Below are 18,708 nucleotides of genomic sequence, written 5' to 3'. Positions count from 1 at the left end.
CCCCTATTCTATCGTTTTCTTATCACTTGGCAGTAACCATGAAGTGAGTCCAATTAATGGTAGACAACTACATAATAGCATAATAAATTGCAGGCTATATATATCTGCTAATTTCCCAAGAACTACAGCACCTAATGCTCCAAGTCCAAATGCAAGACCTACGATTAATCCTGACACCATTCCCACTTTTCCAGGCACAAGCTCTTGTGCATATACAACAATTACACTAAAACTACTTGAACTAATAAAACCGATACATAAAAATAACGGTACGACCCACACAAGTGAGACATGTGGTAATAACAGTGCAAGTGGCGCTGAACCTAACATTGAAAATACGATGATATTTTTCTTACCAAATCGATCTGCTAACGGTCCTCCGAAGAAAGTGCCTAACACACCAGCAATCATAAATGCGAATACGAAATACTGGGCATTTTTTATAGATAAACTGTAATGCTCTATTAAGTAAAATTGATAGAAATTCCCGATACCAGCACCGTACCAAGAGCGTACAAAAGTAAGAAAAACAAGAAGTATAATAACGAATTTAATGTGTGTACTTACAATTGCATTTTCCGCCTCAAGTGCAGCCCTCTTCTTCCTTCTTACAGCACCGGTTGCTAATTCATTTTTGTACCAATTCGATACGAAAATGAATAATGCAATTCCTACTGCTGCAAATGCTGTAAAACCTAATGAACCAATTTGACCGAGTGGAACGAAAATTAGCGCTGTAAAAATAGGAGCTAGAGAATTCCCCGTGTTTCCCCCAACTTGATAAATCGCTTGCGCTAACCCTCGTTTTGCACCTGCCGCCATATACGCAACACGAGCGCCTTCTGGATGAAAGACTGCGGAACCTAAACCAATAAATAAAACAGAAATAATAACAATAATAAAGTTTGGTGCAAACGCGAGTCCAATCATTCCAAGCATACTTGAAAACATGCCGAGTGGTAATAAAAATGGTGACGGCTTCTTATCTGAATACATACCAAACACCGGTTGCATAATCGATGACGTCATATTTAATGCAAACGCAATCCACCCTACTTGCATATAGGATAAATTCATCGTTTTTTCCAAAATAGGAAACAACGCCGGCACAACTGCTTGCATCGAATCATTTAAAAAATGCCCAAAGCTAATCGCAAATAAAATTCGATATATTGTCGGTGTTTCTACAGTTTTTTTGTGTGAAACTGCCTGCATATGTGAATCTCCCCTTTCTGTACAAAATATATATTTATTACAGTAGGTGTAATAAATTCTGACTTTTGAAACATTTCTATTCTATACTGCTTTCATTTCTTTTTCCAGAAATATAACTTAACTCCCGTCATTGGCTTGCATCCTTGTAACTTTCAGCGGTAAAACAGTACAAAAAAAAGACAACCCAATCACATACTGGGTTGCCTCTTACATTAAATTGCAAAATGCTTATACTTCTCGTAATCACTCGTCTTACATTCTATTTGTAATTTGGTACCTTCGTTTTCGTAACTCGTAGATAAAACGTGTGCATGATTATTGAAATACGAAACTACCTGTCCTTGATCATATGGAATTAACATTTCACACTTCGTATATTCTTTATAGATGTGTGAGCGAATCATTTCTACAAGTTCTTCCATTCCAACATGTTTCTTCGCTGATAAATAAACGCGATCTTCTTGCACTTTCGGAATTTCAACATCTACCATATCTGATTTATTATAAGCATAGATCGTTGGAATATTTTCTACTCCAATTTTCTTTAACGTTTCATTTGTAATATCAATTAATTGTTCATAATTTGGATTTGCGTAATCTACAACGTGAATAAGTAGGTCTGCTTCCGCTACTTCTTCTAACGTTGAACGGAACGCCTTCACAAGATGATGTGGTAATTTACTTACAAATCCAACTGTATCTGTTAATAAAAATGATTTATTATCTGGCAAATCAATATTTCGTACAGATGTTTCTAACGTCGCGAATAACATATCTTTTTCAAATACTTGTTTTTCTTCTGTACCATTATAAATTTCAAGCATTGCATTCATCGTCGTTGACTTTCCTGCATTCGTATAACCTACTAATGCTACAACAGGTATTTCATTTTTCTTACGCTGCTTTCGTTGCGTTTGACGCTGGGCAACGAGCGCTTCTAAATCTTTATTCAAAACTGAAATTTGTTCTTCAATTTTACGACGGTCTAACTCTAACTTCTTTTCACCGACACCTTTATTTTTCGTACCAACGCCGCCGCTCTGTCTCCCTAACGATTCACGAAGACCGATTAAACGAGGCATCATGTACTGAAGGTGTGCTACTTCTACTTGTAGCTGTGCTTCTTTCGTTTTCGCACGTTGCGCAAAAATATCTAAAATTAAAATGGTACGATCAATTACCTTACAATCTAAATCCTCTTCTAAATTTCGAATTTGTGAAGGAGATAATTCATCATTAAAGATAACCATATTCGCATCTATTTCTTGTACATACGCTGCAACTTCTTCAATCTTTCCTTTTCCGATATAATGCGATGGATTTACTCGTTGTAAATTTTGCGTTACTTGCCCAATTACCTCTACATCACAAGCTTCCGCAAGATTTGTTAACTCTTCCATCGAATATGCAAAATCATCTTCATTACCTACATTTACTCCAACTAAAACTGCTCTTTGTAATACTTCTTCCATATATTTATTCCTCCATTTCGATTACGTAAAATAAAAAACACAGGTCGCTGCCTGTGTTTTCGTAAACGGATAAGGGTTCACCAAAGAAATAGAAGAAAGCTATGCTTTCATCCTATTTTATAGTCAAAAAGTCCCAAGATTGTATACGTATCCACAGTAAGTGTTCACTTATACAATCCCATTCTATTTATAAAGGCAAAACAAAAAGAGGGCGTATTCGTCCCTCCCTCTTTTTCACATATAAGCTTAATAAAGGGTTCCTTTAAAATAGGCAGACCAATCCCGTTCACTCTGTACACAGACAGAGCCTTTGAGCGCTATTCAATTATTGGCACAAAGTATTGAGACGTAATCTGATTAAGATCAAAGGAAGCCCCTCCGTTCATTTTAAGTTACATAAAGTGTAGCATAAGTAATTCGCTTTCACAAGTTTTAACAACCTATATCACACTAAAGAAAATCTTTATATTTTTACTTTAATCGTCATTTTTTGCGAGTTTTTCTCACAATAAAAATAACAAAAGCAATTATCAATTTTAGAAACTTCTCGTATATTATTTTTACAGCACTCGCCAAATTCCTTCATAGTAAGTTAAGTATTATCGTTTTAATACAACAAAAATCTTTATTGACATTTTTATAACCTAATATTAGTATCAGGTTATAAAAATAAAAGTTAGGAGATGTTCCTATGCATTCTAAATCTCGTATTACTGCAATTGGTACTTATGTTCCAGATCAAATATTGTCTAATAACGATTTAGAAAAGATGGTCCATACGAATGATGAATGGATTGTACAAAGAACAGGAATGAAGGAAAGAAGAATCGCTAGCGGCGAAGAATACTCCTCAAACTTAGCCATTAAAGCAATTGAAAATTTATGTACAACATATAAGAAAAACTTAGAAGATGTCGACTGTATCATTGTCGCTACTACTACTGCTGATTACGTTTTCCCTAGTGTTGCTTGCCAAATACAACAATACTTCAACATACCTCATACACTAGCTTTTGATTTAAATGCAACTTGTGCTGGTTTTACATATGGACTACACGTCGGTAATAGCTTAATCACTTCTGGATCACATGAAAAAGTACTTGTCGTAGCGACAGAGACATTATCTAAAGTTACTGATTATACCGATAGAACGACCTGTATTTTATTCGGTGATGGTGCTGGAGCTATTTTATTAGAAAGAGATGAAAACACCCCAAGCTTTATCGCTGCTCACATGGGAACAAACGGTGATGGCGGCATTCATCTATATAGAACAAACTTATCTACTACTATGAATGGCACACCACTGCAAACAAATGAAAAAATCGTTCAAAATGGAAGAGAAGTATATAAATGGGCAACACGCACAGTACCAAAAGGCATAAAAAATTTATTACATACCGTAAATATGCAAGTAGATGATATAGACTGGTTCATACCCCACAGCGCTAACTTACGAATGATCGAATCTATTTGCGAAAAATCTCAAATTCCAATACAAAAAACATTAACGAGCGTGGAATATATGGGGAATACCTCTTCAGTCACCATTCCACTCGCTTTAAATTTAGCTATAAAAGAAGGAAAATTAAATAACGGAGACACACTTTTACTATACGGATTTGGTGGCGGACTTACGCATTTAGGGCTTATTGTAGAGTGGAATTTAATTTAAGTGTATAAAAAGAGGTTCTAGTCAGTAACTAGAACCTCTTTTTCATTTAATTTCTTGCCCCTTTTCGAGACCATATCACAACAGGAATAAGTAATAACGCTAACACGCCTCCAGCCAATGACAATGCCGCATAACTTGAATTCGCTACTACCATACCTGACATTGCTCCACCAGAAGCTCCAGCTAGCGCAATAAAAACATCTATTTTCCCTTGTGTTTTAGCACGTGTAGACGGTGTTGTGGAATCAACGATTTGTGCTGTACCACTTATCAATCCGAGGTTCCATCCTAGCCCAAGTAAAGACAGAGCAACGATTAATAATAATAAAGAATCACTTGGCGCTATCGCAGCTATGACACCCGCTGCAAGTAAAATCACTCCACCAGCTATGCTCATTGTAGTTCGGCCAATTTTATCGATTAACATTCCTGTAACGAGAGATGGAAGATACATTGCACCTACATGAAAACCTATCACAAGTCCTACTGCACTTAAACCGTGACCGTGGTGTCCCATATGAACTGGCGTCATCGTCATAATCGCAACCATCACTATTTGCGTAAGTATCATTACGATTGCTCCAACTGTAATACCTCGTTTATTTTCTTTCGCTTCTTCTGTTATTGGTTGTCCTTTATATGTATGTTCCTGTTTATATCTTTCTATTATGTTAGCAATAATCAAAGGATCTGGACGAAGCATAACAAAAAGAACTAGACCCGCCAGTATAAATGCTGCTGCCGATAGTATGAACGGACCTGCAAGTTTAGGAACTCCAATTGAATGAGCAAAACTTCCCATTACCCCTACTAAATTTGGTCCTGCAACTGCACCGAAAGTCGTCATTACCATCGTAATACTAACAGCCGTTGCTCTCTGCTTCTTATCTGCTAAATCTGTACCTGCATAACGAGCTTGTAGATTCGTGGCTGTACCGGCACCATATATGAGTAAAGAAATAAGTAAAAGAATAATACTATTTGTTAAAGCTGCCATTACAACACCAATTGCTCCAAATCCGCCTACTATAAACCCTGTTGCAAGACCTATTCGGCGTCCATATCGTTGCGAAAGCTTCCCTACTATGAAAGCTGCTAATGCCGATCCTAATGTAAACATAGCAGTTGGTAATCCTGCAAATGCATCTGTTCCAAGCATTTGCTGCGCAAGAAGTGCTCCCACTGTAATACCAGCAGCTAGTCCTGCACCGCCAAACATTTGTGAAATGCTGACGATTATTAACGTTCGTTTGTATAGTTTTTGTTGCTCTTCTTCTGTGTACACATGATTATCTATTAAAGCCCCTGCCTTATCTAGCAATTCCCCATCCTCCTTTTAAAATTAATCCCTCTTGTTAATGTACTATGTATAACGTTACATATTCAATGGCATTTTCCATTCCTTCCTTTCATTCTAAAAAACTTTCTAATCATACTCGACTTATCCCATGCTATATTAAAAATACTACTATTCACAATAGGCAAGGAGGAAACAATGAAAAAAACAGTAGAATTATGTGAAGCTTGCAAACATGATCCAGTATATAAAATAGAAGAATCCGATCAAGCAAATCAACCTTATAAATTATGTAACCAATGTCATGAGCGTCTTATTTCGTTATCTTTACATCCTAAAGAATGGTACCACCTTGTAATGATTCACTCACCTTATAAATATTATTTGCATGATAGTTTTTATGAAGAAGATGGTAAAGCGAAGCAACCAAAATTAGAGATGAATGAGCACAAACTTACACCCGTGCCCACTTTAGAAGAAGTTCGCTCTAGTTTAGAGGAATTACTTGATTACACCATGACTAGATGGTTTCTTCAAGAAGCAGAAATTGAAGCTCTTAATAGGTACGATCAAAACGAAGTACTAGATGCTGTTATAAACCGCTTTTCAAACACAATGAATGGTGTAATTAAAACTAGATTACTTGAGATTGTTATATGTATACTAGGAGAATTCGCCTCAGATTGGATAAGAAAACTGTGGAAGGCATTTGATGAAGATTTACTTGCACCTCTTTCTCACGCTGCAGCTTATTGTTTACCATTTGAAGAAGCCTTTCCTTTAGTAATAGAAAGGCTAAAAACAGTATTAAAAAGTGAGCTTCCGACCACTTCCTTCATTTGTCTGCATTCTTTTCAATCCTCAGAAACATTAGATTGGATAGAGGAACATGCAGTATCATTTCATAACGATTGGGCGCGATTAGCTGCAGTATCACAACTAACTTGGAGACGAATTAAGTCTTGGCTAACAAAAGGACACCCTTTAAGTTTAATAGCACTTGATGCAATGGTTAGCTGTATACCTGCAAATGAAGATGTACTATATGAAATGGCTCCAAAAATTTTATTAGCAGATCCGTCAGAAATAAAGTCAACCTTAATAGCTTACAAACAAAGAGACAATGTTCCAACTGTCAAAAGAAGTGTTGAAACTATTTTAGAAAACAAGACAGAAATATTTCAATACATGAATCCTTTACAAATATCTATCAAAAAGAAACCACAAAACTTTTTAGTTATGGATGGCACAGTACAAATCCATGAAAACAGACTGGATGAATACGTAGACTTCATTAATACAAACAACTTTACTGATGTTTACATTAATGATCTTAGGTATAGTTTGCACCATATTAATTTTCTTGAACACTGCCCGCAAATTGAAAGCTTACACATTAGTAGTATATATATTACTGATTATTCAGCCCTATATAAATTAAAAAACTTAAAATCTTTATCACTAGAAGAACCACAAGTTCCACTAAACTTAACAGAGTTAGAAAGCTTTACAAATTTAGAGGAACTTCACATAAAGTGTAATAAAAACATTAAAGGCTTCGAATCTTGTCCTAACTTAAAAGAACTATACATTTGGAAATACAAACCGAAACAAAAGAACCTTGAAGAATTAATGTCTTTACAAAAAATTGAAAAACTAAGCATTACACAAGGGAACATTAATTCATTAAAAGGATGTAGGTCATTACCTAAATTAAAGCATTTAGAACTCAATTATTTAAGAAATTTAGAGCATATTGATGAAATTGAAAACAATGCTTCAACTTTAAAACACATCGAATTCGACCATTGCAGTAAGCTTAAAAACCACGAATATTTGCGCTATTTAACGGAATTAGAAACTCTCATCTTATCAAGTTGTGGTAACATACAAAATCTACAATTCATTAAAGAACTACAAAAATTAAAACATTTAAGCTTCGTGGATTCTACGATTGTAGACGGAAATTTAGAATCTTGCGTCGGAATTGATTTTGTTGGTTTTAATAATAAAAGGCATTATAGTCATAAATTTAAAGAATTAAATCCAGATTTTTCATACTAACGTAAGGAAAACAGGCTAATAGCAGCCTGTTTTCCTTTACGCTTCTTCTACTATCCTTCCCTTTCTCTTTTTACTCAAAGCTTTCCCTTCCCAAAACAACAAACTTACGAAAGCACAAATTAAAATAATTGGCACACTTGCTTTATATAAATCTGTAAAACTCATAGCCATCTGATTCTTGGCATAATGATTCACATCATTTGAAAATGTGAGTACCTCTTTCTTTATACTTTCCCCTTGTTTTTCAACTTCTTTTGTCACTTTCCTCATAACTTCTTCTCTTTTTACATCTCTATATTCTACTGGAACTTTTCTTAATATTTCATCCGTCTTGTCGCGAATCAATTCTTCCTTTTTCTCTTTACTTAATCCCATTGTCATTGCATTTTGTTTCTTATTTATATTCGACTCTAAACTTTGATTCTCTATTTTCTCTTTAGTCATTTGTAAAATTTCAGTTTGCTCAGTACTATTCACATGAATAGTACGCACCTTTTCTTCTGCATAACGATATACTTTTTCTTTATTTACAGTTAAATTGTGAGTTAAGTTAGAGACAAATATTGCGACTGCCAATACAATTCCAACTTGTCGTAACATTGATACAACACTTTGAGAAGCAGTTAACAATTCTCCTTCAAACGAAGACGCACTTAAAACTGTAATTGGCCCCACTACTAAACCATATCCAACACCTAATATCATACATGGAATAATAATTTCTATATTTGTTGAATGAACATCAATCATTTGCAACCAATAGTAGGAAAGCCCCATAACAAGAAATCCTGACAAAATAATAGTTACTTTTCCGAGTTTTTTAATTAAAGTTGCTGCAACTGGTGAGACAAAAAATATCATTGCTGAAATAGGTGTCACTAAAAAAGCCGCTTCAATTTCCGTTCGACCCTGTAGTTTCGTCAAGAACGTTGGAAGCAATACAGTAACTCCAATTAAAAATAAATTACTCAATATAACAACGATCGACGCTCCGACAAACATTCGATCTTGAAATAACTTTAAATTCACCATTGGGTTATGAATCTTTCGTTCTACTAAAATAAATAGAATAAGAGAAATAGTGCTAATTGCATAACAAGACAAAGCAATATTACTTTGCCATCCCCATGTATTACCTTTTACTAATATGAGAGTAAATGAAAAAATTGCTGTGCTACTTAATAGTAGTCCTATCCAATCTATTTTTGAGATAATACGTTCTTCATTTTTTATTTGTAGCATGATGCAACATAACACGATTCCTATTATACAAACCGGAACATTAACGAAGAACACCCATCTCCATCCTAAATTTTGCGTAATAATTCCACCTATTACTGGTCCCATAGCAGCTGACAATCCTTGTGTTACTCCTAAAATCGCAAGCGCAACATGCCTTTTAGCTAATGGCATAGCTGATACACCAATTACCATACTTGTTGGAAATAAAATCGCTGCCCCAATACTTTGTATAAAACGAGAAAAAATAAGAAAATCACCTGTATTAGCAAAAGCGCAAAGTACCGATCCACCACCAAAAATCACCAGACCCAGAATATACATCTTTGCTTTTCCAAAGATATCAGCTATCCGCCCTAACGGAATGGCAAGTACTGCAATCGTCATTGTATAAACATTTAATACCCAAGACATATTTTCTAACGAAGTATTTACACTCGATTGTATTGCCGGTAAAGCTATATTCATAATTGTCGTATCAATCATACAAAGAAAGATACCTAGACACATTAAAAAGACAATCTTAATACCCTTTGATTGCTCCATCTTTATATACCCCTTTATTTATTGTGAACGCGTTTTTCATTCTTCTGTTTTATTGTTTTCTTTCGCCTCTAACTCTTCTAATTTTTTCTTCAAAGTCTCCACTTGTGCACTATACGATGCAATACCTACATCTAGTGAAATTTCTTCGACGAAAGTAATACCTACTCTCCACTTTTCATATTTCAATCGAAGATCTGCAATGTACGCTTCTTTTCTTTCAATTTCATCTTTAATCCATTTTTTTATTGTTACATCATCACTATAGTTACCAAAATACATTCTCATTAAAAAATCCGAACGTAAAACATCCTTCTCTACAGGCGTCTGCATGTATTGATAAAACTCTTCACGTCCTTCATCTGTAATAAAGTACATTTTCTTATTCGGTTTCCCCTCTTGCATGACAACCTCTTTTTTTATTTTCCCTTCATTCTCCAATTGTCGTAACGTTGGATAAATCATTCCAAAACTTCCATCAAAAAAATGAGTAAATACGTCTTCAAACACAATTTTAATATCGTAACCAGACAATTCCTTTTCCATTAATAAACCTAAAACAACATCTCTTCCCTTCAAAGTAAAACCCCCACACATTATATAATCAATAATCATATTAATAATGTTAATATGATTATTGATTATATACCTTATTCTGTTAATTGTAAAATGTTTCTAAATAAAAAAGCCCCAGAATTTGGTTTCACCAATTCACAGGGCCATTTTCTTTTTTACTCTTTCACACCTACATCTTGCAAAACTTCAATATCCTCTTTCATTTCATAATAATAAGAAGGCAATTCTATACCATGTTCTAAGAAATAATCCTCAATGAATGAAATAATAATTTTTAACGTTTTCACACGAGCATACAATTTATCGTTACTTTCAATAATATGCCACTTCGCATTTGGCTTACTTGTTTTTTCAAACATGTCTTCCATCGCTTCAACATATTCATCCCATTTTTCACGATTACGCCAATCTTCGTCTGTAATTTTCCATCTTTTCAAAGGATTTTTCTCTCTATCTTTAAATCTCTTTAACTGTTCCTCTTTACTTATATGGTAGAAGAACTTCCCCATTATGTAATGGTCATCTGTTAGTAGTTTTTCAAAATCATTAATCTCATCATATGCTCTCATCCACTCTTCCTTTGTAGCAAAACCTTCAACACGCTCAACTAACACACGACCGTACCATGAGCGATCAAAAATGGTAATTTGCCCGTACTGTGGAATTTTGCGCCAGAAACGTTGCAAATAATGGTAACGTTTTTCATGAGGTGCAGGCGCTCCAATTGGATCTACTTGGAACCCACGTGGGTCAAGATGTTCCGTCACCCGCTTAATTGCCCCACCTTTACCAGCCGCATCCCATCCTTCCATAACAAGCATAACCGCGATTTTTTCTTCTTTCAAAATTTGTTGTAATGCTAATAAGCGCCTTTGATATTTTTCTAATTTCTTATTGTACTTAGATTTTGATTCAATTTTTTTCGTTAAGTCTACTTTAGCAAGATGTCCATTTTCCATAAAACAAATCCCCCTTGTTGTATGACAATGTTATTTTAACATATTTTTGGTAATTTTTTCATATCCTAAATAGCTGTGTAGAAACATCTCTACACAGCTTCCCTCTCTAATTTCACATATACAAGCACATTTAACTACATTAAAATAAATAATTTATACGGAATTCTTAGTATATTCTTTTTATTAAAACGTAAAAATAGCCCTTTTAAAAAGGGCAGTAATCTAAGTATAGAAAAAACAAATTTATTCTTTCTTACTTCATACGTAATTATGTTAGCTATAAGAGTAGTGAATAAGATATTGATTCACTACTCACAATAACCACTTTACATTATATGGTATATTAACTCGTAAAAAGAAGATAATAACAAGTAAATCCATTAAAGAATGGGAGCTCTAAAAAAAATGAAACGAAAAATATTAACTCTCTTTACGCTTATATGTTTAGCACTACCAATGCAAGCTAGTGCTTACACATTTCAGTCACTGCCGATTGCGTCAAAGTCTAAACAATGGTATGTCGAAATTGATAAATCCCATAATCCAAACAAGCAAGCAATCCAGCCAAAACAAGGTGTATTTGATACGTATAGTTTACTCGTAAAAAACATCGGTCATGATGTATCAAATGTATCTGTGGAAATACTTGATAACAATCCTACCTCTAAAGCTACCTTTAAACCTTCTACACCTAATGAAAACATTTCTAAAAGTCATACAAGCTTTGACTACATGGTATTCCCATTAGACTTTAATAGTCATAATTTTAAAGTTGTGATCACTTGGGAAGAAAAGAATTGCTCTTATAACGGCCATCCGGTAAATGAAGGTAAAAAAATGAAACAAACATTTGTATTTAATGAAGAATAAGTCCTAATTTCTTTAGGGCTTATTCTTCTTTTTTGAAACCTACTTGTATCGCTTCCGTCACTTCTTTTGTGATTTCTATTTTTGTTGCTTCCATACTAATTTTTTTGTGCCAAATGTGTATGGAAGGCTTTTCATTACAAAGATGTTTTATTAATACTAGTTGATTATATGCTAAGTTATTTTCTATATAGGTCTAGCCCTCTTTTCCCATATAATCAATTAAATCGACGAATACTCGGTACAGACAATGCTATTCCAATTGTTAAAATTACTAAACTAGCTAGTGTTATAATAGTTATCTCGCCACCTATGACAGTAGCTAACCAGCCTACAACTACGTATCCTAATGGCAATAAAGCAAAAGAACCCAACATATCAAGGCTTGCCACTCTTCCGAATGCTTCTTCTGGTACAAGCTCCTGTAAACTCGTTTCCCAAATGAGTCCAAATATCATCATGCCAAATCCTTCAATTGCCATTAAGAATATTAAAGCGGGTGCCCAAGAAATGAATGGCATAATTAATAAAGCAATGCCACTCATTAAAACACCTCCATAAGCCAGTAATCCTCTCTTATGCCACAGCTCTTTCCCACCAAATATTAATGCGGCAATTACAGCCCCACCACCAGAAAAGGCCATGCCAAGTCCATATACGTAAGCTTCAAAATGATGATGAACATTAAATAACCATGGAATTAATACGACGATAATGCCGGCATAACAAATATTTATAAAAGAAAAAACTAAAATTGTAATCCACAGCCACGGATGACTTTTTAAAACTAAAACACCTTCCATAAACTCTTGTTTGTAATTAAGCTTACTCTTTTCAATGGGTTTTACTTTTTTAAACTTAATTTCTTTTAAAAATAATAAACATAAAAATGATAATAAGTACGTTGCTGCATCTAGTCCGAAACCTATCCCTGCAGATGCAACCGATACGATTAACCCACCAAGTGCTGGCCCAATTAATCGTATACCTTGATTACTCATTTGAGTGAGTGCGTTAGCTGCATTACGAATTTCAGGGACGAATACTTTCGCCCTTACAGCAGAATATGCTGGTTGGAATATCCCTTCCATAAGTCCGTATATGGCAACGAGAATATATAAAATCGTAATTGTTAATAAATCCATAAATATAAGCGATGCAAGTAATAGCATTAATATACAGCGGATTATATCCGTAAATAACATTAACCTAACCCGATCAATTCGGTCTACAATTAAACCCGCAAACGGTAAAGCAAGAATATTAGGTAGCATGTACATTGCCATCGTCATCCCCATTACAACTGTTGAACCAGTTAATGAATACACAACAACTGGAAGTATGACCATAGTTATCGAACTACCTAAGGCCGAGAGTAATTGTCCAATCCATAAAAACTTAAAGTGCGTTGATACTTTAACTGGTAATAATAATTTTCCAATATAACCTAAACTTTTCTCCTTTTGTATTTCTCCTTGCATGTCTCTCCCCTCTTTTCGAATGACTATAGAATTTATAATATATAACTGAAAATTTATAACATTCCATTTCTAATTATATAAGAAACAATTATGTTATGGTAAAATTATCAAAAAAATATAAAGGAGAATACATCATTATGCCTCCAAATTCACATAACATCGAACATCAGATCTATACAATGTGTATGATCCAACGTAACAATGAAATTTTACTCATAAAACGCCCCAGCCATCGAGGTTTCCCTGGCTACATCGCTCCTGGCGGCAAAGTAGATTTCCCCGAAAGTATCGTTCAAGCCGCTATAAGAGAAGTAAAAGAAGAAACTGGATTACTTGTTTCCAATTTAACTTTTAAAGGATTAGATGAATATGTCAATCCGAAAGGTAATGTTCGATATATGGTATTTAACTATTGGACAGACTCATTTGAAGGTGAACTTCTTTTGAATCCTCCTGAGGGTGAATTATTATGGATACCAATCAATACAGCACTAAAGCTACCTATGCAAACTTGGTTTAAAGAAAGATTCCCATTATTTTTTGAAACAGGCACTTTTGAAATTCAACGTGTTTGGGATAATGAGCTAAATAAACAAATTTCTATGACAATTACCCATACATAAAAAAGCTTGGAAACCCATCCAAGCCTTTCTTACTTCTGTGCAATTTTTTCAATCTTATAATGAATATGTAAAAATTCAAGTCCAAATAGCCACATGCTATGATGAGCTGTTAACATTTTATCCTTACCCTCTGTAATGATGAAAGTCTCTGCTAACGGTAAACGGATTGTTAAGAACCGAGTATGTAAATAAATCCCCTCATCTCCCTGGCCATTTTCTCTTAACTTACTAGTAATGATTAAATCATGATTATCATTATATAGTTTCAAAATACCAGTCATATTCGAATAAGGTAAAGGTAAGGCGATATTCATATATGTCTCATTCTTATTTGTATGCTTTGAATAAAGAGCTACAAAAATAGATTCACCTGCTTCATTTTTCCTTATCCAAGCCCTTACATTCTCTCTTCCATCTTTCTCATCTATTACACTAATGATAGAGCCATGCATCGTTTCCCAATTGCCGCCCATCCCTAAATGTATTTGTCCTACATGCTTGCTCATTTTCTCATAACAAAATGCAAATAGGCGGAACCAACGAGCCCATTTAATATTTGATTGCAACTCATACTCTGTTGTATTTTCATAAAAACGAATAATACTTAAAGGTACCTTCGTCACGTCAAATGACTCACTATGAAAATCAGTTATTTGATCAACTAAACCGTTGTATTCCTTACTGCCTACTAAATTGCCGCTATATAAAAAAGCCTCACCAATTGCCACACTTCCTCTTAATTTACTCATTGGTTTCCCATAGTATTTATAATTCGGAACACTCTTTTCGATCATCCAGCCGACAAATGCCGGTAACGCTACTCCAATTCCGTTGACAACACCGTGAATCCAAACCATTTGAGCAATTGTAATCGTCATTACATGCTTCAAATTTCCGTATGAATATATAAGTGAGAACATAATTGTAACCATGAGTGTACTAGACGAAACGATTAAAAGAATCTTTGCACTGATAGCATTAAATTTTGCTCTCCAAACGTAAAATCCATATCCATAAATGGCACATAAATATAGGAGCACTGCAAAAAATTCAAATATTCTCGAGTATGTAATTCCTATTGCAACTGTCATAGGTGAAATCATGATGATAAACATAATAGCATCATATACTTTACTTCTCTTTTCTCTTTTTCTCCCTATTAAACCAGCTGATAATGGCAATAGAAACGCCGAATAATGAAAATGCGCTGCTGTGAGTAAAACAATGTCAGAGCTAAAATGCATAATTGAAAGTTTTGCTACTGAAGCAAAAAACCAAAAACCACCTAAAAACAAATAAATAAACGAACTATCTATGACGATTTCTTCTAACGGCTTCCATCCTCTTTCTAGCAATCTACTTACACCAAATAACGCAACAATTCCTGTATATACAAACCAAACTAGCGCAAATACATTGTAATTTGTGACGAAAGCTAGCATTGCACAAATTGCTGCGATTGGATATAAAAACGATACGAATTTATAAAATAATAAATACGATCCATCTCTTTTTCTTTTATCAATAATACAAAGTGACATTGGTATAAATAATAAAACAGACAATAATATAATTGCTTCAACAGGATTTATATTCGACCACTCATATATTAGAAAAACAACATAACAAGCAAGCCCAAATATTATATTTTTCATATCGTTTATTTCCTTTCCACAAATGTTCCCTTATATGAAAAAAGCGAGCCAATTAACGGGTTTCGTACTTGTACATGAATTCGAAAACACTGTAGTGTTGCATCATAACTTTCAACAATTTTTGCTTCACCATACAAAAATTTTGGTAACGGCATATTTCTTCCAAACATATAAAACCATTGTTTCTTTGAAGAAATATGCATTGCCCCTAACTCATCGATATGAAAATGCAGTGTAGAAACGAGTAAATGTGGTTCGCCAAAATAATCTACAATTTCATTTTCGTTTCCATCCAATTGCATAACTGCGTTAAAATATCTTTTCTTATTTCACCTATTGATTCCCCTTCTCCAGCTATTTCAAACCCAAATCCAATCTTTGTTTTATACAAAAACTTCTGTGGTTCTCCTTCTTTTTTCTCTAAATACGAAATTTCAGTAAAGCGAGCATCCCACTCTGTATGTATATCTGGTTCTTGCGTATATTCCCATAATTTTCCCATCGTCGTGTTCATTTTTGTCGCAACATAAATAGGCTGTTTCCTTTTCATTCTCCCACCTCCTCGCACTATAAGTTTAATGTACATGCAATGAATTTATTTTGCTACATTTTTCACAAACTTCCTCAGAAAAAAGAAAGAATTTTTAAAATATATATAAAACACTTGATTCCCCGAAAAATTTAAATTATTATAAAACAAATGTTACCAACAACTTCATAAATCAAACACTCTCGCCTAAAACGTGAGATAGAGGTTGCGATACTTATGAGTATTCTAATGGAGACACAGAGATGTCTATGAACTTAGATGAAAGGAAGTATTGCCGAAATTGATAAGTTTCTCTGCATTTATCAATTGGGGCTGTTTTCGAATAGAAACAGAACTGTCATATGTACAGACGTGTACGTATGAAGAGCTATCTACAAAAAAGAGATATCATTTTTTATGATATTCCTTTTTTGGCGGTTTTTTTATTAGCTCCGTTTTCTGTTTCCCTTTTCCTGTAACAGCACCATCCTCACTTATTTGAGATGGTGTTTTTTGTTTGTCTTTCTGGTAACTACAGGAGTATTGGGATTTATATATTTCCTAATCTATTCTTAAAAATAGACGAAAGAAGGAATCTGTAATGGAAACAATTGTTCAAAAATTCGGTGGCACTTCTGTCGGAAGCGTCGAACGCATTCAACATGTAGCAAATTTAATTATTGAAGAATATGAACGAGGTCATAGCATTGTCTCTGTCGTTTCAGCAATGGGAAAAAGCACAGATGAACTTGTCGCACTCGCTAACGCTATCACAGAAAATCCAAGTAAACGTGAAATGGATATGCTTCTATCTACAGGAGAACAAGTAACTATTTCATTATTAACAATGGCACTGCAAGCAAAAGGCTATCATGCAATTTCATTAACAGGGTGGCAAGCTGGTATTACGACAGAATCTGTACATAGTAGTGCACGGATTACTGACATTCATACAGATCGTATTCAATCTTATCTTGCTGAAGGTACGATTGTTATTGTAGCTGGTTTCCAAGGAGTCAGTGAAGATTTTGAAATTACAACGCTTGGACGAGGCGGTTCTGATACAACTGCTGTCGCATTAGCTGCTGCACTAAACGCAAAAAAATGTGATATTTACACAGATGTGACCGGCGTATATACGACGGATCCACGAGTTGTAAAAGATGCTTATAAATTAGATGAAATTTCTTATGACGAAATGTTAGAACTTGCAAACCTCGGTGCTGGCGTATTACACCCGCGTGCTGTTGAGTTTGCTAAAAATCATAACGTAGTTTTAGAAGTTCGCTCAAGTATGGAACAAGAAAACGGAACAATTGTAAAAGGAGAATGTAACATGGAACAACAATCAATCGTTAAAGGTATTGCATTTGAAGATAATATTACACGCATCACAGTGAAAGGATTAGAACAAGGTTCACTTTCAACTGTTTTCTCTACATTAGCAGCGGCACATATTAATGTAGATATCATCATTCAAAGTATTACAAATGAAGGAACTGTTCATCTCTCCTTCTCCATTCACTCGAATGATTTAAGAGAAACATTAGAAGTATTGGAACAAAATCAAGAAACTCTTCACTACGAATCTGTAGAACATGAAAATCACTTAGCAAAAGTATCAATCGTAGGATCTGGCATGGTATCTAACCCAGGTGTCGCTGCAAATATGTTCACTACTTTAAAAGAAGAAGATATTCATATTAAAATGGTAAGTACATCAGAAATTAAAGTGTCTGTCGTTATTGACCGCCTTCATTTAGTAACAGGCGTTGAGGCGCTGCATCAATCATTTATGGCGAAAATTGAGCCTTTCGTGCAAATGAGCTAATTTGATATGTTTAGTAACGCTTATAAAAAAACATATTAATCTACTTCCTTCCTATTAAATAAAAAGCTATTCGTTAACAAGATGCTATATGATATATTAAAAAACACCTTGTCACATTTTCCTATACTGTGACAAGGTGTTTTTGACTGAAAGGAATTTGTAACTACTTAGTAGTATAATTATGAGGATAATTAAATAATAAACTTTTATACATAAGGAGATAAGACTATGGCAAAAAACAAATTACTACGAATGGACAATGTCAGCATCGTTGTAGAATCCCTTGATAACGCAATCTCTTTCTTTGAGGAGATTGGCTTGAATCTCGAAGGTCGAGCAAATGTCGAAGGTGAATGGGCTGGTCGCGTAACTGGACTCGGTTCTCAGTGCGTAGAGATTGCTATGATGGTCACTCCAGATGGCCACAGCCGAATTGAACTTTCGCGATTTCTCACCCCTCCTACTATAGCAGATCACCGAACAGCTCCTGTAAACGCCCTCGGTTATCTACGCGTCATGTTCACTGTCGAGGATATTGACGAAATGGTATCGAGACTCACTAAGCATGGTGCAGAGCTCGTTGGCGAAGTAGTTCAGTACGAGAACTCGTATCGTCTCTGCTACATTCGTGGAGTCGAAGGAATTTTAATCGGTTTAGCAGAAGAACTCGGTAATAAATAAG

At 34.6% G+C, this 18,708-nt stretch carries 14 protein-coding genes, 2 pseudogenes and 1 riboswitch; of the genes and pseudogenes, 6 read left to right on the top strand and 10 right to left on the bottom strand.

Annotation, left to right across the window (positions count from 1 at the left end; genetic code table 11):
- Positions 1-3: 3 nt before the first annotated feature.
- A complete protein-coding gene (locus MHH55_RS03175) occupies positions 4-1,215 on the bottom strand; it encodes an MFS transporter (RefSeq protein ID WP_078186196.1) in 1,212 nt (403 codons plus the stop codon).
- Positions 1,216-1,427: 212 nt separating this feature from the next.
- Complete coding sequence (hflX, locus tag MHH55_RS03170; protein WP_000393285.1) at positions 1,428-2,687, bottom strand: GTPase HflX; 1,260 nt, start codon at positions 2,685-2,687, stop codon at positions 1,428-1,430.
- Positions 2,688-3,378: 691 nt separating this feature from the next.
- On the opposite strand from hflX, the gene MHH55_RS03165 reads away from it, so the two are divergent.
- Positions 3,379-4,362 carry a ketoacyl-ACP synthase III gene (locus MHH55_RS03165; protein WP_000555760.1) on the top strand — a complete coding sequence of 328 codons (984 nt, stop codon included), beginning with the start codon at positions 3,379-3,381 and terminating at the stop codon, positions 4,360-4,362.
- Positions 4,363-4,408: 46 nt separating this feature from the next.
- On the opposite strand, the gene MHH55_RS03160 is transcribed toward MHH55_RS03165, so the two are convergent.
- A complete protein-coding gene (locus MHH55_RS03160; protein ID WP_000884513.1) occupies positions 4,409-5,683 on the bottom strand; it encodes an MFS transporter in 1,275 nt (424 codons plus the stop codon).
- Positions 5,684-5,857: 174 nt separating this feature from the next.
- Between MHH55_RS03160 and MHH55_RS03155 the strand changes: the two genes are divergently transcribed.
- Positions 5,858-7,723: a hypothetical protein gene (locus MHH55_RS03155; RefSeq protein ID WP_078186197.1), complete on the top strand. Its 1,866-nt coding sequence runs from the start codon at positions 5,858-5,860 to the stop codon at positions 7,721-7,723.
- Between the two features lie 36 nt (positions 7,724-7,759).
- Here the strand turns inward: MHH55_RS03155 and MHH55_RS03150 are convergent, their stop codons facing one another.
- The 3 genes from MHH55_RS03150 to MHH55_RS03140 form a co-directional block, all read right to left on the bottom strand.
- The gene (locus MHH55_RS03150) at positions 7,760-9,508 is read right to left on the bottom strand and encodes an MFS transporter (RefSeq protein ID WP_075677421.1); all 1,749 of its coding nucleotides are present in this window, start codon (positions 9,506-9,508) and stop codon (positions 7,760-7,762) included.
- A 36-nt stretch (positions 9,509-9,544) separates the two neighbouring features.
- Positions 9,545-10,084 carry a PadR family transcriptional regulator gene (locus MHH55_RS03145; protein ID WP_000678333.1) on the bottom strand — a complete coding sequence of 180 codons (540 nt, stop codon included), beginning with the start codon at positions 10,082-10,084 and terminating at the stop codon, positions 9,545-9,547.
- A gap of 152 nt (positions 10,085-10,236) precedes the next feature.
- Positions 10,237-11,040 carry a polyphosphate kinase 2 family protein gene (locus MHH55_RS03140; protein ID WP_000427315.1) on the bottom strand — a complete coding sequence of 268 codons (804 nt, stop codon included), beginning with the start codon at positions 11,038-11,040 and terminating at the stop codon, positions 10,237-10,239.
- A 405-nt stretch (positions 11,041-11,445) separates the two neighbouring features.
- Here MHH55_RS03140 and MHH55_RS03135 point away from each other — a divergent pair, with 405 nt between their 5' ends.
- Positions 11,446-11,910: a hypothetical protein gene (locus tag MHH55_RS03135; RefSeq protein ID WP_078186198.1), complete on the top strand. Its 465-nt coding sequence runs from the start codon at positions 11,446-11,448 to the stop codon at positions 11,908-11,910.
- A 215-nt stretch (positions 11,911-12,125) separates the two neighbouring features.
- Here MHH55_RS03135 and MHH55_RS03130 read toward each other — a convergent pair whose 3' ends face one another.
- Positions 12,126-13,388: an MFS transporter gene (locus MHH55_RS03130; RefSeq protein WP_001161164.1), complete on the bottom strand. Its 1,263-nt coding sequence runs from the start codon at positions 13,386-13,388 to the stop codon at positions 12,126-12,128.
- A gap of 137 nt (positions 13,389-13,525) precedes the next feature.
- Here MHH55_RS03130 and MHH55_RS03125 point away from each other — a divergent pair, with 137 nt between their 5' ends.
- Positions 13,526-14,011 (top strand): 8-oxo-dGTP diphosphatase, encoded by a 486-nt coding sequence (locus tag MHH55_RS03125; RefSeq protein WP_001134945.1) that lies wholly within the window; start codon positions 13,526-13,528, stop codon positions 14,009-14,011.
- Between the two features lie 29 nt (positions 14,012-14,040).
- Here MHH55_RS03125 and MHH55_RS03120 read toward each other — a convergent pair whose 3' ends face one another.
- The 3 genes and pseudogenes from MHH55_RS03120 to MHH55_RS03110 form a co-directional block, all read right to left on the bottom strand.
- Positions 14,041-15,666 (bottom strand): YndJ family protein, encoded by a 1,626-nt coding sequence (locus tag MHH55_RS03120; RefSeq protein WP_078186199.1) that lies wholly within the window; start codon positions 15,664-15,666, stop codon positions 14,041-14,043.
- A 5-nt stretch (positions 15,667-15,671) separates the two neighbouring features.
- Positions 15,672-15,995, bottom strand: a pseudogene (locus tag MHH55_RS03115) (DUF4166 domain-containing protein); the annotation flags it as partial.
- Positions 15,938-16,216: pseudogene (locus tag MHH55_RS03110) on the bottom strand (hypothetical protein); the annotation flags it as partial. The pseudogenes MHH55_RS03110 and MHH55_RS03115, both read right to left, overlap by 58 nt.
- A gap of 191 nt (positions 16,217-16,407) precedes the next feature.
- A riboswitch (Lysine riboswitch) is annotated at positions 16,408-16,594 on the top strand.
- Positions 16,595-16,796: 202 nt separating this feature from the next.
- Here MHH55_RS03110 and MHH55_RS03105 point away from each other — a divergent pair.
- Entirely contained in the window at positions 16,797-18,026 is a 1,230-nt protein-coding gene (locus tag MHH55_RS03105; RefSeq protein ID WP_000448039.1) for an aspartate kinase, read from the top strand.
- 228 nt (positions 18,027-18,254) lie between these two features.
- Positions 18,255-18,707 carry a VOC family protein gene (locus MHH55_RS03100; protein WP_001107259.1) on the top strand — a complete coding sequence of 151 codons (453 nt, stop codon included), beginning with the start codon at positions 18,255-18,257 and terminating at the stop codon, positions 18,705-18,707.
- Position 18,708 lies beyond the last annotated feature (1 nt).

Source organism: Bacillus sp. FSL K6-2944 (assembly GCF_038005385.1).
In the GTDB taxonomy this organism is placed as follows: Bacteria; Bacillota; Bacilli; order Bacillales; family Bacillaceae_G; genus Bacillus_A; species Bacillus_A cereus.
Note: the sequence above shows the minus strand (reverse complement) of the source record. Positions and strands in the feature narration are given on the sequence as shown.